Genomic DNA, 14,959 nt, shown 5'->3' on the forward strand with positions numbered 1-14,959 from the left:
GTTCCGCTGCGACAATTTGGGGCGGAACCGGGCATATCGCGCATGGAGTTCATATATAAAGGCCTCGGCCCGGCGTCCGCCGGGCTCGATATCCCTCTCCATTGCGCAAAATGTTGTCCGTCGAAATCATCATCGTCGTCGTCCTGATCGTCATCAACGGCCTTCTCTCCATGTCCGAGCTGGCCGTGGTCTCGTCCCGCCCGGGCCGGCTGTCGCTGCTTGCGGCCAAGGGCGTCCGCGGCGCCGAGCGGGCGCTGACGCTCGCGGCCGATCCCGGCAAATTCCTCTCGACGGTGCAGATCGGCATCACGCTGGTCGGCGTGCTCTCGGGCGCCTTCTCCGGCGCGACGCTCGGGCAGCGGCTGACGCAATGGCTGGTCGAGGTCGGCCTGTCCTCGGGCGTCGCCGACATCGTCGGCGTCGGACTCGTCGTCACGATGATCACCTATGCGACGCTGATCGTCGGCGAGCTGGTGCCGAAGCAGGTGGCGCTGCGCGACCCCGAAAGCATCGCGGTGAAGGTTGCGCCGGCGATGCACTTGCTGGCGAAGGTCTCGCTGCCGCTGGTCTTCCTGCTCGATCTCTCCGGCAAGCTGATCCTCACTTTGCTCGGCCAGGGCGGCAAGTCCGAAGAGAAGGTATCGGAAGACGAGATTCATCATCTCGTCACCGAGGCCGAGAACGCGGGCGTGCTGGAGTCGGGCGAAAAGGAGATGATCGCCGGAGTGATGCGGCTCGGCGACCGTCCGGTCGGCGCGATCATGACGCCGCGCACGGAGGTCAACGAGATCGACCTGCGAGATACGCCGGAAGCCATTCACGAGACCATCGTCAAGAGCCCGCATTCGCGCTTTCCCGTCTCGGACGGCGATCGCGACAAGCCGATCGGCGTGCTCCAGGCCAAGGATCTGCTGATCGCCTATATGAGCGAACGCACGCCGGATCTGCGCGCGCTGGTGCGCGAAGCGCCCGGCATCCCGGCCTCGGCGGACGCCCGCGATGTGCTCGCCATCCTGAAAGCCGCGCCGGTTCACATCGGTCTCGTCTACGACGAATACGGTGCCTTCGAAGGCATGGTGACGACGGCCGACATCCTCGAATCGATCGTCGGCGCCTTCCATTCCGAGGAAGGACCGCCGGAGCCGGCCTATGTCAGGCGCGACGACGATTCGCTGCTGATCTCCGGCTGGATGCCGGTCGACGAGTTCGGCGAGCTGCTCGGCATCGCGCTGCCGCCGCACCGCTACAACACGGTGGCGGGCCTCGTGCTGCAACAATTCAACATGCTGCCCAATGTCGGCGATGCCTTCGACTTCGCCGGCTGGCACATCGAGGTGATCGATCTCGACGGGCGGCGAATCGACAAGATTCTGGCCAGCCGGCTGAGCGAGGTGGAGACGGGTTAGTTCGAGCGATAGAGCGAGCCTCAATTACCGCTGTCGTCCCGGACAAGCGTAGCGCAGCGGAGCGCTGATCCGGGACCCATAACCACAGGATTGAATTTGGTGAAGACTCGGAGTTGCCAGCTTGCGCGGCAACTCCTCCCTGGGGTTATGGGTCCCGCATCTGCGCTTCGCTTGTCCGGGACGACAGTGGCGTTTGTTGCGTGAGTTTGCGCAACACTAAGACCTCACCCGAACCTCACCCCGATCCGCTTCTCCTTGCGCCAGACCACGGTGCAGGCGAGATGCGTTCCATCGGCCTGGATGAACAAGGTGAAGTGCTCGGGAATTCCGACCGGACTGGTAACGTCGAGGGCAGCGCCGGTGTCGGAGAAATTGCGGACGGTGCAGGAGATCGCGCCGCCGCCGAACTCGATCGTTCCGGCTTTCAGCACGCGATGCCTGGCTTTGTCACGCCGCTCGTCCATCGGGTCAATTTACACCCGAAGCTGACGCAGACGTTAAAACACAACCTGGTCCAAGCTGAATTTTTGCCGCCGCGAAAAAGCGGCGGTATCATGCGGTGGAATAGCCCTTACAGCGCCGGCTGGAACGTCGCCGCCTGCGCCATCCGCCAGGCATCGCGGAAGCGCGGGTCCTCGGTGCCTTCGAGCAGCTCGCCGGGGCGCAGCGCCGGATAGAGCTGCGCAAAGGTCTGCACCTGGGTCGTCGACGTCCGCTGGCTGAAGTGGATCGGGCGCAGCTGCTGCGGATGTTCGAGGCCGGCGGCGGCGATCAGCTCGGTCAGCGAGTGCAGCGTCGCGTGATGATAATTGTGCACGCGGTCGATCTTGAGCGGCACATAGAGCGCGCGCGCCCGCGTCGGGTCCTGCGTGGCGACGCCGGTCGGGCAGCGGTCGGTGTGGCAGCTCAGCGACTGGATGCAGCCGAGCGAGAACATGAAGCCCCGCGCCGCATTGCAATAGTCGGCGCCGATCGCCATCGCCCGCGCCATGTCGAAGGCGGTCGCGATCTTGCCGGACGCGCCGATCCTGATGCGGTCGCGGGCGTTGATGCCGATCAGGGCGTTGTGCACGAAATTGACGCCCTCGCGCATCGGCATGCCCAGATGGTCCATGAACTCCAGCGGCGCGGCGCCGGTGCCGCCTTCATTGCCGTCGACGACGATGAAATCGGGATAGATGCCGGTCTCCAGCATCGCCTTGCAGATCGCCAGAAACTCCCAGGGATGACCGATGCAGAGCTTGAAGCCGGCCGGCTTGCCGCCGGAGAGCTTTCGCATCTCGGCGATGAACTGCATCATGCCTGTTGGCGTGGAGAAGGCGCGATGCGAGGCCGGCGAGATGCAATCCTCGCCCATGGCAACGCCGCGGATTTTCGAGATTTCCTCCGAGACCTTCGCCGCCGGCAGCACGCCGCCATGTCCGGGCTTGGCGCCCTGGCTGATCTTGAGCTCGACCATCTTGATCTGATCCTGGCCTGCGACGCGTGCGAATGCCTCTGGATCGAACGTGCCGTCGAGATGGCGGCAACCGAAATAGCCGGAGCCGATTTCCCAGATGATGTCGCCGCCCATCTCGCGGTGATAGGGGCTGAAACCGCCCTCGCCGGTGTCGTGCGCGAAGCCGCCCTTCTTCGCGCCGGCATTGAGCGCACGCACGGCGTTCGGGCTCAGCGCGCCGAAGCTCATCGCCGAAATGTTGAACACCGAGGCGGAATAGGGCTGCTTGCAATCGGGGCCGCCGATGGCGATGCGGAATTTGTCCTCCGCATGCGACTTGGGCGAGACCGAATGATGCATCCACTCATAGCCCTCGCGATAGACGTCCTCCTGGGTGCCGAACGGGCGCTTGTCGAGCTCCATCTTGGCGCGCTGATAGACCAGCGAACGGGTGTCGCGCGAGAACGGCATGCCGTCCTTCTCGCTCTCGAAGAAATACTGCCGCATCTCGGGGCGGATCTCTTCGAGCAGGAAGCGGATATGCGCGGAGATCGGGTAGTTGCGCAGCACCGCGTGGCTCTTCTGCAGAAGGTCGCGCACGCCGAGCAAAGTGAGCGCGCCAAAGATCAGGATCGGGATCAGCAGGATGTCGAAAATCTTGCCATCGGCGAAGCCGATGCCGGTCAGGAGCGCGGTGACCACCGCGCAGATCGTCAGCACGATGAAGCGCGGCGAGAACGGCAGGAGCAGCGTCTCCATCAGCCCTTCGGGCGAAGCTTGCGTCTTGTTATCGTTGGCCACGACCACATCCCTCTCGTCAGAATGACGGGGTAAGATACGCCCGCGCCACGTCCATGGATATGACGAGGAGCTGGCTTGAGGCTACCGAATCCGGATGCCGCAAATCAATCCGTTCGGAGGCGTGCTTTTGCAGTGCAATAGATTCAAATGAGGTGACAAATCAGTGACCATGAGGCTGCGCCTCGTGCGGAATCACGCCGTGCTGCTCGAGGCCGCCTTGCGCCAGCCAGGCGTCGGTGCTGGCGACCGCGCGCTCGATATGGTCGTCGGTGCGCGAGAAATCATAGGGCGAGCCGACCAGCGGACAGAGCGGCGGCACCACGACATATTCGATGTCCGAGGAGAGCCCTTCGAGCTCGGCCACCAGTTGCCGCGCGATCAGCAGCGTCAGCGCATGCAGCGCATTTGCGACCGCGCCGACCGGCGGATCCTTTACCGCGCAGGCATGCCCGGTCGGCAGCACCACCAGCCGCTTGGCGCCTTTCTGGATCGCGACCCGGACCGGCGTGTTCGAGGAGAGCGCGCCATCGGCGAGGAACCGATTGCGGTAATGGACCGGCGTGAACGCGCCGGGAATCGCAGTGGACGCCAGGATCGCTTCCACCGTCGACCCCTCCGACAGCACCACGCTCTCGCCGGAGACGAAATCGGTGGTGACGATGTGCACGGGCAGCGCAGCATCCTCGAGCTTGCGATAGGGGATGTGGTCCTCGACCAGCTTGCGGATGCCGTCATGGGGAATCAGGAAATCGCGCCGCCACATGAATCCGGCAAGGCTCTTCCAGGTGACCGGGAAGACATCATGACGCTTCAGGCCGCGCCAGACCGCCTCAAGCCCGAGCACGCCCTTGAGCGAGGGATCGCCGGCATAATAGGCACCGTTGATCGCGCCCACGCTGGAGCCGACCACGAGATCGGCGACGACCCCGTGCCGCGCCAGCGAATGCATCATCCCGACCTGGATCGCCCCGAAACTGCCGCCGCCCGCCAGCACGAAGGCGGTCGGTTTCGGCGGGCCATGATCAATCACGGACAAGATGTGCGCAGCTCCCCCCGTTCTCGCGTTGCAACATCAAGGCGAGATTTTGGCGGGAGCATATAGCAGCGTTCAGTGACGCCGCGCCAATAACAAAGTCGGGGGAGGATGGTGAGAGGACGCGTGGTGTGAGGCGAGATGCCGGTCACACCACCAGTGTCGTCCCCGCGTAAGCGGGGACCCATAACCACAGGGAGATATTATTGCGCGAGCTGGTAACCACGCGTCTTCCCCAAACCACTTCCTGTGGTTATGGGTCCCGGATCGGCGCTCCGCTTCGCTGCGCTTGTCCGGGACGACACCTGTGGTGTGGTAAAGGCCGAGCGGCGCTTACCTCTCGACGAACGCCTTCTCGATCACGAAGTGGCCGGGCTTGTTGCCGCTTCCTTCGATGAAATCGCGGCCCTCGAACATCACCTTCAGCTCTTCGAGCATCGCGGGGCTGCCGCACATCATGACGCGGTCGGTCTCGATGTTGAGGGGGCCCTGGCCGATGTCGTTGAAGATCTGCTCGGAGTTGATGAGGTCGGTGATGCGGCCGCGGTTCTTGAACGGCTCGCGGGTCACGGTCGGATAATAGATCAGCTTGTCCGCGAGCAGCTCGCCGAACAGCTCGTCCTCGCGCAAACTGGCGACGAGCTTCTCGCCATAGGCGAGCTCGGAGACCTGGCGGCAACCGTGCACCAGCACGATGCTGTCGAACTGGTCATAGACCTCGGGGTCCTTGATCAGGCTGGCGAAGGGGGCAAGGCCGGTGCCGGTCGAGAGCAGCATCAGCCGCTTGCCGGGGATGAGGTTGTCGGTGATCAGCGTGCCGGTCGCCTTGCGGCCGACCAGGATGGTGTCGCCTTCCTTGATCTTCTGGAGGCGCGAGGTCAGCGGGCCGTCCTGAACCTTGATCGAGAAGAACTCGAGCTCTTCCTCGTGGTTGGCGCTCGCCATGCTGTAGGCGCGCAGCAAGGGACGGCCGTCGATCTCGAGGCCGATCATGGCGAACTGGCCGTTCTGGAAGCGGAAGCCGGTGTCGCGCGTGGCGCGGAAGCTGAACAGCGTGTCGGTCCAGTGCTGGACGGACAGAACCTTCTCTCGGTAAAACGCGCTCATGATTTTCGATATTCCGAATAATTGCGGTTTTAGGGCAAAAGCGTTGCCCGGCCCTGAAAACGGGCGGACACCATTGCCATGGCGGAGGATTTCGCGTGTGTGATCTACGCCATTGAGACCAATAATCAACCTCGTTCCGGGTGCAATTGATGCCGGGCTATCAGGCATTTGCCCCCGAACTGGCCGCATCATTAACGGATGTGCTGTCCCGACAGCCTCAAGGGCAATTTCTTTTCCCATTCGGGGTCGAATGCAGCACTTAATTTCCGTGGTGCTCGCGATAATTTCATTAAGAATAGCTCTGATTTTCACTTCGGCTTGGCGCCGATTCCCGCATTTTTGCGGCTTTTGACGCCAGGAACGATCGAGACCCCATGGCAAGCAGTGAACGGACATTCGTGCAGGCCATCAGGCGCTATGGCGCACGCCATGGCATCGACGTCGATGTCCGCGCCGGTGGATGGCTGATCGCGATGCGGCGAGGGAATGAGCACCGCTTCGCGTTCGGCTACGATATCGGCCTCAACAGCGCCATCGCGCACCGCCTCGCCAACGACAAATCGGCCACCGCCGAAGCGCTGACGCTGGCGGGCGTGCCCTGCATTGCTCATCACCTCTTCCTCAATCCGAAGCTGGGCGCGCATGTCGTCGGCTCCATTTGGCGAGAGGACATGCTCGCGCTGCTTGCCGATCATCCGCAAGGTGTCGTGGTGAAGCCGAACGAGGGCACATCGGGTCGATCTGTCTTCAAGGTGACGACGGAGGCGCAACTCGACCACGCGGTTGTCGAGGTCTTTTCGATGAGCGCCGGGCTCGTGATCTCGCCCTACGTCGCGATCGAGGACGAGGTCCGTGTGATCCTGCTCGATGACGTGCCTCTCGTCGTCTACAGCAAGCAACGCGGCACAGATTGGCGACACAATCTCGATGCCGGCGCAAAACCGGTGTTGCTGGAGAACGGCGAGGTCCGCGCGGCTTGCGTGAAGCTCGCGATCGACGCTGCGCGCGCGATCGGCATCGCCTTCGCGTCGATTGACCTGGTGCGCGTCGACGGTCAGTGGCGCGTGCTCGAGATCAATTCCGGCGTGATGATGGAAGCGCTGGCGAAGCTGCATCCGGAGCTGGTGCAGGCGACCTATGACGCCGCGCTGGATCGGGTGTTCGGGGAAACGCACTGAGCGCCCCGATCTATCGCCGTCACCCTGAGGTGCCGAAGCGCAGCGGAGGACTCGAAGGGCGACGGCCCGGCTGCACCAGCGGGGCCGCTCATCCTTCGAGGCTCGCCCAACGGTGCTATGCACCGCCGGGCTCGCACCTCAGGATGACGGAACAGCGGCCTAATTATTCGCGCTGGCGGAATCGTCCATCGCCTTGAAAGCTTCTTCCAGTTGCAGCGAGATCGGCACGTTCAGGCGTTCGCCGGTCGGAAGCCGCGCGGTGAACCATTTGTTGTAGAGCGGGACCAGATCGCGATTGGAGCCGAGCTTGCGGAAGGCGCGCTCGACCACGGCCGCGAGTTGCGGCTCGCCCTTCCTGAACATGATGCCGTAGGGATCGTAGGACAAATAATCGCCGGTGACGCGATACTTGTCCTGCGCCTTGTGGCGCGCGATCAGGCCCGACAAGAGGATGTCGTCGGTGGCAAAGGCATCGGCCTTGCCGTCGACGAGCATCTGGTAGGACTGCTCGTGGTCGGCACCGACGGCGATGTTCAGCGCGAGCGACAACTTCTTGTCGGCGGTCTGGATCGCCTGCTCGTTGGTGGTGCCTTTGGTCACCACGACGGTCTTACCCTTCAGATCGGCGAGCTGTTGGACGGGGGAGGCCTTCGGCACCATCAGCTTGGTGCCGGCGACGAACATCAGCGGCGAGAACGCGACGCGCTTGCCGCGCTCGGCATTGGCCGTGGTCGAGCCGCACTCCAGGTCGATCTTGTTCTGGACCACCGCGTCGATGCGGTCGTCGGAGGTGACCTTGACGTAGTCGATCTTCAGACTGACATCGTCGACCTCGATGCCGATCTCCTCGACGATGGCCTCGCAGAGCTCGAGGCTGTAGCCGATCGGGCGATTGGACTGATCGAGGAAGGAGAACGGCGGCGAGCTCTCGCGATAGCCGAGCCGCACGGTGTGCGCTTTCTTGATGGCCGACAGCGTCGGGCTGAGCCCTTCGCTGCTGGTCTGGGCGAACGCCGCGGTCGCGAGCAACGATGCCGCGAGCCACACGCAACCGCGGCTCAATGACCTCGCCAACGACTTGTCCATGGTGCGCTCCTAACCATGGCCGGCCATCGCGGGCACTTCGCCGGGCACCATATCGCCCGGCACAGCGTCGTCGGGGCCGAGCTCATGCTCGGGCCCCAGCTCGCCTTCCCACTTCGCCACGACCGAGGTCGCAAGCGTGTTGCCGATCACGTTGGTGGCGCTGCGGCCCATGTCGAGGAAGGTGTCGATGCCCATGATCATCAACAAGCCCGCCTCGGGGATGCCGAACTGCGACAGCGTCGAGGCGATCACCACGAGGGAGGCACGGGGCACGCCGGCGACGCCCTTCGAGGTGATCATCAGGGTTGCCAGCATCGCGAGCTGGGTGCCGAGCGGCATGTCGATGTGATAGCTCTGCGCGATGAAGACGGCTGCGAAGGTGCAGTACATCATCGTGCCGTCGAGGTTGAAGGAATAGCCGAGCGGCAGCACGAAGCTCGAAATCCGCGACGAGGCGCCGAACTTGTTCAGCGCCTCCAGCGTCTTCGGATAGGCCGCTTCCGAGCTCGCGGTCGAGAAGGCGATCATCAAGGGCTCGCGCACCAGCTTCAACAGATGGCCATAGCGCGGGCCGATCACGATGAAGCCGACGACCACCAGGATGCCCCACAGAATCGCGAGCGAGAGGTAGAAGCCGCCCATGAAGACGATGAGCTTCCAGAGCACCAGCAGGCCGTTCTTCGCGACCGTCGCGGTGATGGCAGCCCACACCGCGATCGGCGCAAACAGCATCACATAGCCCGTGACTTTGAGCATGATGTGACCGATGTCGTCGATCAGCGCCAGGATCGGCTTGGAGCGCTCGGGCATCGATCCCATCGCCACCGAAAAGAACACGGCGAAGATAACGATCTGCAAAATCTCATTTTGCGCCATCGCGTCCGCGATCGAGGTCGGGATCAAATGGGTCAGGAATTTTTCGATCGAGAAGGCCGAGACCGGCAGACCGGTCGATTGTCCCGCCTGCGGCAGCGTACCGGGGAAGTTGGCGCCGGGCTGCAGCAGATTGACCATGATCAGGCCGAGCAGCAGCGACACGAAGGAGGCGCTGATGAACCAGCCCATGGTCTTGGCGAAGATACGGCCGAGCTTGGAGCCCGAGCCCATGTGCGCGATGCCGCCGACCAGGGTCGCGAACACCAGCGGCGCGATGATCATCTTGATCAGGCGCAGGAACATCATGGCGATCAGGTTGATGGATGAGGCCCAGTCTCCGCGCGTCTCGGGCAGGAAGTTGTAGATCGCGGAGCCCATGACGATGCCCAGCACCATCGCGGCCAGAATGTATTGCGTAAACCTGTTCGACATTGAAAGGACCCCCACGCTACCGGCCGCTTCATGATGTCGCAGATATGACAGCGACGCAACACGCTTTGCGTGCATTCGTGTTGCGAGATGTTCCCGTTGCGAAACCAACGCGCGCGCTCTAGCCTTCACGCAGCGCACAACGAATGCGGCTTGCACGTTTTGTTTGCGGCACCTGCATCAATAATCGTCAAAACACACGAAGAGGAAACGTCATGAGCGGCAGCGTCAATCGCCAGATTCTTCTGGTGGAAAAGCCCAGCGGCAAGCTCGGCGCCGAGCACTTCAAGATGGTCGATGGTGCAATGCCGGAGGCGAAGGACGGCGAGGCGTTGCTGCGAGTGCGTTACATCTCGCTCGACGCCGCCAACCGGGCCTGGATGCACGGCGCGACGTATCGTTCGGCCGTCGAAGCCAACAGCGTGATGGCCGGCGGCGGCATCGCCGAAATCGTCAGCTCGAAGGCCGAGGGGCTTGCGCCGGGCGACATCGTGTTCGGCGATACGGGCTGGCAGGAATATGCGGCGGTGCCCGCAAAGCATTTGACGAAAATGCCGAAGCTCGAACCGATGACGCATCTGCTCAGCGTGTTCGGCATCGCCGGTCTCACCGCCTATTTCGGCCTGCTCGAGGTTGGCAAGCCCAGGGAGGGCGAGACGGTCGTGGTGTCGGCGGCCGCAGGTTCGGTCGGCTCGATCGTCGGGCAGATCGCCAAAATCAAGGGATGCCGCGTGGTCGGCATCGCCGGCGGCGCCGACAAGTGCAACTGGCTGACCTCCGAGCTCGGCTTCGATGCCGCCGTCGACTACAAGGACGGCGCGGTGTTCAAGGCTTTGCGCGCTGCGGCGCCCAAAGGCATCGACGTCTATTTCGACAATGTCGGCGGCGACATACTGGAAGCCTGCATTCCCCAGATGAACAATTACGGCCGGATCGCCTGTTGCGGCGCGATCTCGCAATATGACGGCGCGCCCTCCGCGCACGGACCGCGCGGCGTGCCCGGACTGATCGTGGTGAAGCGGCTCGTCATGCAGGGCTTCATCGTGATGGACTACATGAAGGACAGCCAGCGCGCGCTCGCCGAGCTTCAGGCCTGGGTGAAATCCGGCAAGCTGAAGGTGCAGGAAGACATCATCGACGGATTGCAGAACACGCCGCAAGCTTTGATTGGATTGCTTGCGGGCGAGAACCGCGGCAAGCGCATGATCAAACTTTGACGACGTAGTTACGTCGCAATTGCCGAGGTAATATCTACTTGCGGTAGTGGCCAAAGCGGCCAATGATGCCGCACGCGGCATCACCCGCGGCGATTGCTTGCATCACATTCAATTTAAAAAATCGTCGGCGTTATCGACAGGGCAGGAATTCACTCAAATGTTCAACACGTTGAAACATGCTTCAACGCGTAGCGCGTTGCTTGCCGCAACTCTCTTCGCAACTGCAACAGGCGCATTGGCGCAAGCACCGACCGAGGCGCAGAAGAGCGCCATCCGTTCCGCCTGCCGCTCGGACTTCATGGCGCACTGCGCGAGCGTGACGCCCGGCGGCGTAGAAGCGTATCAATGCCTCCAGAAGAACATGTCCAGCCTGTCGTCGGGATGCCAGACCGCAGTTCGCGCCGTCGAGCCCGCTGCGGCGCCGAAGACTGAAGCTGCTCCTGCCAAATCTGAGCCAGCAAAAACGGAAGCCGCGCCGGCCGCCGAGGCGAAGCCGGCTGCTGCAGCTGCTCCGAAAGCGGCCGCCGCAAAGCAGCCGAGCAGCGCGCAGGTCGCTGCGGTCAAGAGCGCGTGCCGTGCCGATTATCCCAAAGTGTGCGCCAGCGTGCCGCCGGGCGGTGCCCCCGCGCTGCAATGCCTGGAGAAGAACAAGGCCAAGGTTTCGCCGGCCTGTGAGAAGGCCGTGACCGCTGCGGTTGGCGGCGGCGGCGCAGCAGCGACGGCAGCGCCCGCGGGCGCTGCTCCTGCCGCGGCAGCACCGGCGGCGGCGCCGACCGTGATCGTTCTGCGTCCCTTACGGCCGCGCGAAGAACTGTTCATCGTGCGCTCGGCATGCGGTGCCGACGTCCGCACGCTCTGCGCTGGCGTCCCGCCCGGCGGCGGCCGCATCATTCAGTGCATCAGCAGCAACGCTGCATCGCTGTCGCCCGCCTGCAAGGACGTGCTGGCGCCCTTCGCGGCGCGATAGCCGGGGCGCACCTGGACGACGATGAATTGCGGCGTGCGCGAATGAATTTTCGCACGCCTGCCGCGACAAACGATTTGCCGACATCCGATTTCAATCACGACAAGACCTCACGACAAAGACCCCATTCAAGATCTGGAGAAAGCCATGCGTTCATTGCTGCTCATCGCTTCCGCGCTCCTCGCTTTCGGGGCGACCATGACCTTTGAGGCCACCGACGCCAACGCGGTGGTCTGCGCCCGCGGCGTCTATCGCGCCGGTTGCGCCGGACCGAATGCCGCCGTCGTGGTCCGCAAGCCGGTTCCGGTGGTCCGCTGCACGCGGGTACTGGTGAACGGGGTCTACGTGAAGCGTTGCGTCTGACGCGCGAATAGCCAAGCCGCCGCGGTTTGGCTATGCTTCGCAACGTCACTGCTTCGGACACGTATCAAACATGTGTCCGGGGATGGGTTTCGGTGGGCCTCGCGCTGTGCCGATAATTCCGCTGGCGCGGGAAGCCGGAGCCCATTAGTCTACCCCTAGATAGTAAGTATACTGTCAATTAGGGAGGCAGACGTTGCGGATCGCCGTGATTGGCGGGGGGCCCGGTGGGCTCTACTTCGCCTATCTCTGGAAGAAGCGTCACCCCGAGGATCAAGTCGACCTGTTCGAACAGAACCCGGCCGACGCGACCTGGGGCTTTGGCGTCGTGTTTTCCGACCAGGCCCTGGAATTTCTGCGCGCCGACGACCCCGAGACGGTCGACGCAATCGCGCCGCACATGGAGAGCTGGGAGAACATCACGCTGAACCTCGGCGGCGACAGCGTCGCCATCGACGGCGTCGGCTTCTCCTCGATCGGCCGGCTGGAGCTGTTGCAATTTCTTCAGCAGCGCGCGCTCGACGTCGGCGTCACGCCGCGCTTCGACACCCAGATCCACGCGATCGACCAGCTCAACGGCCACGATCTGATCGTCGCCGCCGACGGGTTGAACTCGCTGGTGCGCCGCGCCTTCGAGGGCGATTTCGGCACGTCGCTGTCCTACTCCTCCAACAAATTCGTCTGGTACGGCACCTCGAAGCGCTTCGACACGCTGTCGCAGACCTTCGTGAAGACCGATCGCGGCGCCTTCAACGCCCACCACTATCGCTACTCGCCGACCATGAGCACCTTCCTGGTCGAATGCGATCACGCGACGTGGCAGGCCTATGGCTTCGCCTACAAGGACTCCGAACAATCCAAGGGCGTCTGCGAGGAAGTGTTCTCGGACACGCTCGGCGGCCGCTCGCTGGTCTCGAACAAATCGGTCTGGCGCAATTTTCCCTGGGTCTGGAACGAGCACTGGTCGTTCAAGAACATGGTGCTGATCGGCGACGCCTTGCACTCGGCACATTTCTCGATCGGCTCGGGCACGCGGCTCGCGATCGAGGACGCCATCGCACTGGTGAAGGCGCTGGAATCGGACGCGCATCTGTCGACCGCGCTGCATCGCTACCAGGCCGCGCGCAAGCCCGTGGTGCAGAAGCTCGTCAATGCCGCACGCACCTCGGCCTTCTGGTACGAGCATTTTGCCCAGCACATGCATCTCGACCTCATGGATTTCGCCTACAGCTACATCACCCGCTCGGGCCGCATCGACGATGCACGCCTGCGCCACATGTCGCCGGCCTTCATGGCGCGCTACGAGGCCGCCAAGACCAGTGGAGACAGCGGCGGAGACGCGGCATGAGCAACGAGATTCGCGACCAGGTGCCCGCCGACGGCGTGGGGGCACGGGAGATCGGCTTTGCGATTCCCGATATCTACAACGCCAGCCGCGTGCTGTTCGACAATCTCGGCAAGGGGCGTGGCGACAGGCTCGCACTGATCGGCCCGGCCGGCACACGAACCTATGCCGAGCTCTGTGCGGAGGCCTGCCGCTGGGGCAACGGTTTCGCGTCGCTCGGCCTCAACCGCGGCGACCGCGTGCTGCTGTTCCTGGACGATACGCCGGCCTATCCGGCCGCCTTCTTCGGCGCGGTGCGCGCCGGCTTCGTGCCGCTGCTGATCAACACGCTGACGCCGCCGGATCTGCTGCAATTCTATCTCGCCGATTCCGGCGCGCGTGTTGCGGTGGCGGATGCCGAGTTTGGCGCGCGCTTCAACGCCGAAGCCTGCAAGGACACGCGCCTGCATACGCTGATCGTCGTGAACGGGACGGCAGGCGAGCACGCCGCACCGAATGCCGTGGCCGCCACAAGCTGGCTGACGCAATTCCCGGCCGAGCTCCCGGAAACCCCGACGCATCGCAACGAGATGGCGTTCTGGATGTACTCGTCCGGCTCGACCGGCCGGCCCAAGGGCATCGTGCATCTCCAGCACGACATGGCCTATAGCGAGGCCGCCTTTGCGCAAAATGTCTTGAAGCTGACGCCTGATGACATCTGCTTCTCAGTGCCGAAGATCTTCTTCGCCTATGGTTTTGGGAATTCCGTCACCTTCCCGTTCTCGGCCGGTGCGGCGGCGCTGCTGCTGCCGGGCCAGCCGAAGCCCGCGTCGATCTTCGCTGCCATCGGGCAGTACAAGCCGACGCTCTTCTTCGGCCTGCCGACGCTCTACACATCGCTGACCAAGGCCGAGGGCGCGGGCAAAACGAACTTTTCGTCGCTGCGCCTGGCGCTCTCCGCGGCCGAGGTGCTCTCGGCCGAGGTCTTCAACGGCTGGAAGACGCTCACGGGCCTGGACATCGTCGAAGGCCTCGGCTCGACCGAGGTGTTGCACATCTATCTCTCGAACCGCCCCGGGCAGACAAAGCTCGGCGCGGCGGGCCTGCGCGTGCCCGGCTACGAAGTCGCGCTGCGCGACAAGGACGGACGCGAGGTCGGCGACAACGAGGAAGGCATTTTGTGGGTGCGCGGCGATTCCAATACGCCGCTTTACTGGAACAGGCCGGATAAATCCGCCGAGACGATCCGCGAGGGCGGCTGGATCTACACCGGCGACCGTTTCGTCAGGGATGCCGACGGCTTCCACTTCTTCCGCGGCCGTGCCGACGATCTCATCAAGATCTCGGGCCAGTGGGTGTACCCGCTCGAGGTCGAGCTGTGTCTCGCCGATCACCCCGACATCCGCGAATGCGCGGTGTTCGCCGCCGAGCTGCCGGACCGGCGCATGACGCTGAAGGCGGTGGTGGTGATGAACAGCCACACCGCCGACCAGCACGAGGCGACGCGGCGGCTGCAGGATTACGTCAAGGGCAAGCTGCTGCCCTACAAATATCCGCGCGAGGTGATTTTCATCGACGAGCTGCCGAAGACGGGCACGGGGAAGATCGACCGGCAGGCGTTGTTGCGGATGTGAGTGGCCGCTGCCGCCATACCCTCGCTGTCGTCCCGGCGAAGGCCGGGACCCATACGCCGCAGCAATCGTTGTTGCGCGAGATGGTCATTGCCTGTCTTCGCCAAAC

At 63.6% G+C, this 14,959-nt stretch carries 13 protein-coding genes; 7 read left to right on the forward strand and 6 right to left on the reverse strand.

Annotation, left to right across the window (positions count from 1 at the left end; translation table 11 throughout):
* The first annotated feature begins 110 nt into the window (after positions 1-110).
* Positions 111-1,406: a hemolysin family protein gene (locus tag AB7532_RS33390; protein WP_441238900.1), complete on the forward strand. Its 1,296-nt coding sequence runs from the start codon at positions 111-113 to the stop codon at positions 1,404-1,406.
* 224 nt (positions 1,407-1,630) lie between these two features.
* On the opposite strand, the gene AB7532_RS33395 is transcribed toward AB7532_RS33390, so the two are convergent.
* The 4 genes from AB7532_RS33395 to AB7532_RS33410 form a co-directional block, all read right to left on the reverse strand.
* Positions 1,631-1,870: a PilZ domain-containing protein gene (locus tag AB7532_RS33395; RefSeq protein ID WP_441238901.1), complete on the reverse strand. Its 240-nt coding sequence runs from the start codon at positions 1,868-1,870 to the stop codon at positions 1,631-1,633.
* Positions 1,871-1,977: 107 nt separating this feature from the next.
* Positions 1,978-3,603: an FMN-binding glutamate synthase family protein gene (locus AB7532_RS33400; RefSeq protein ID WP_441239409.1), complete on the reverse strand. Its 1,626-nt coding sequence runs from the start codon at positions 3,601-3,603 to the stop codon at positions 1,978-1,980.
* Positions 3,604-3,805: 202 nt separating this feature from the next.
* Positions 3,806-4,681: a patatin-like phospholipase family protein gene (locus AB7532_RS33405; protein WP_441238902.1), complete on the reverse strand. Its 876-nt coding sequence runs from the start codon at positions 4,679-4,681 to the stop codon at positions 3,806-3,808.
* 330 nt (positions 4,682-5,011) lie between these two features.
* Positions 5,012-5,785: a ferredoxin--NADP reductase gene (locus AB7532_RS33410; RefSeq protein ID WP_441238903.1), complete on the reverse strand. Its 774-nt coding sequence runs from the start codon at positions 5,783-5,785 to the stop codon at positions 5,012-5,014.
* A gap of 374 nt (positions 5,786-6,159) precedes the next feature.
* Here AB7532_RS33410 and AB7532_RS33415 point away from each other — a divergent pair, with 374 nt between their 5' ends.
* Entirely contained in the window at positions 6,160-6,963 is an 804-nt protein-coding gene (locus AB7532_RS33415; protein ID WP_441238904.1) for an ATP-grasp domain-containing protein, read from the forward strand.
* Positions 6,964-7,122: 159 nt separating this feature from the next.
* Here AB7532_RS33415 and AB7532_RS33420 read toward each other — a convergent pair whose 3' ends face one another.
* Both AB7532_RS33420 and AB7532_RS33425 read right to left on the reverse strand, forming a co-directional pair.
* A complete protein-coding gene (locus tag AB7532_RS33420) occupies positions 7,123-8,049 on the reverse strand; it encodes an amino acid ABC transporter substrate-binding protein (RefSeq protein ID WP_441238905.1) in 927 nt (308 codons plus the stop codon).
* A gap of 9 nt (positions 8,050-8,058) precedes the next feature.
* The gene (locus AB7532_RS33425) at positions 8,059-9,357 is read right to left on the reverse strand and encodes a dicarboxylate/amino acid:cation symporter (protein WP_441238906.1); all 1,299 of its coding nucleotides are present in this window, start codon (positions 9,355-9,357) and stop codon (positions 8,059-8,061) included.
* 212 nt (positions 9,358-9,569) lie between these two features.
* Here AB7532_RS33425 and AB7532_RS33430 point away from each other — a divergent pair, with 212 nt between their 5' ends.
* From AB7532_RS33430 to AB7532_RS33450, 5 genes are all read left to right on the forward strand, one after another.
* Complete coding sequence (locus tag AB7532_RS33430; protein WP_441238907.1) at positions 9,570-10,571, forward strand: NADP-dependent oxidoreductase; 1,002 nt, start codon at positions 9,570-9,572, stop codon at positions 10,569-10,571.
* Between the two features lie 157 nt (positions 10,572-10,728).
* On the forward strand, positions 10,729-11,538 hold the full coding sequence (locus AB7532_RS33435; RefSeq protein ID WP_441238908.1) for a cysteine rich repeat-containing protein: 810 nt from the start codon (positions 10,729-10,731) through the stop codon (positions 11,536-11,538).
* A gap of 144 nt (positions 11,539-11,682) precedes the next feature.
* The gene (locus AB7532_RS33440) at positions 11,683-11,898 is read left to right on the forward strand and encodes a hypothetical protein (protein WP_008132706.1); all 216 of its coding nucleotides are present in this window, start codon (positions 11,683-11,685) and stop codon (positions 11,896-11,898) included.
* Between the two features lie 193 nt (positions 11,899-12,091).
* On the forward strand, positions 12,092-13,243 hold the full coding sequence (locus tag AB7532_RS33445) for an FAD-dependent monooxygenase (protein WP_441238909.1): 1,152 nt from the start codon (positions 12,092-12,094) through the stop codon (positions 13,241-13,243).
* Positions 13,240-14,853, forward strand: coding sequence for a benzoate-CoA ligase family protein (locus tag AB7532_RS33450; RefSeq protein WP_441238910.1), 1,614 nt, complete (start codon positions 13,240-13,242; stop codon positions 14,851-14,853). Before AB7532_RS33445 ends, AB7532_RS33450 begins: the two co-directional genes overlap by 4 nt.
* Positions 14,854-14,959 lie beyond the last annotated feature (106 nt).

Source organism: Bradyrhizobium sp. 930_D9_N1_4 (assembly GCF_052076015.1).
In the GTDB taxonomy this organism is placed as follows: Bacteria; Pseudomonadota; Alphaproteobacteria; order Rhizobiales; family Xanthobacteraceae; genus Bradyrhizobium.

Coding starts and splice junctions, on each gene's coding strand:
- AB7532_RS33390 (WP_441238900.1), top strand. CDS start 111: ATGTTGTCCGTCGAAATCATCATCGTCGTCGTCCTGATCGTCATCAAC.
- AB7532_RS33395 (WP_441238901.1), bottom strand. CDS start 1,870: ATGGACGAGCGGCGTGACAAAGCCAGGCATCGCGTGCTGAAAGCCGGA.
- AB7532_RS33400 (WP_441239409.1), bottom strand. CDS start 3,603: ATGGAGACGCTGCTCCTGCCGTTCTCGCCGCGCTTCATCGTGCTGACG.
- AB7532_RS33410 (WP_441238903.1), bottom strand. CDS start 5,785: ATGAGCGCGTTTTACCGAGAGAAGGTTCTGTCCGTCCAGCACTGGACC.
- AB7532_RS33415 (WP_441238904.1), top strand. CDS start 6,160: ATGGCAAGCAGTGAACGGACATTCGTGCAGGCCATCAGGCGCTATGGC.
- AB7532_RS33420 (WP_441238905.1), bottom strand. CDS start 8,049: ATGGACAAGTCGTTGGCGAGGTCATTGAGCCGCGGTTGCGTGTGGCTC.
- AB7532_RS33425 (WP_441238906.1), bottom strand. CDS start 9,357: ATGTCGAACAGGTTTACGCAATACATTCTGGCCGCGATGGTGCTGGGC.
- AB7532_RS33430 (WP_441238907.1), top strand. CDS start 9,570: ATGAGCGGCAGCGTCAATCGCCAGATTCTTCTGGTGGAAAAGCCCAGC.
- AB7532_RS33435 (WP_441238908.1), top strand. CDS start 10,729: ATGTTCAACACGTTGAAACATGCTTCAACGCGTAGCGCGTTGCTTGCC.
- AB7532_RS33440 (WP_008132706.1), top strand. CDS start 11,683: ATGCGTTCATTGCTGCTCATCGCTTCCGCGCTCCTCGCTTTCGGGGCG.
- AB7532_RS33450 (WP_441238910.1), top strand. CDS start 13,240: ATGAGCAACGAGATTCGCGACCAGGTGCCCGCCGACGGCGTGGGGGCA.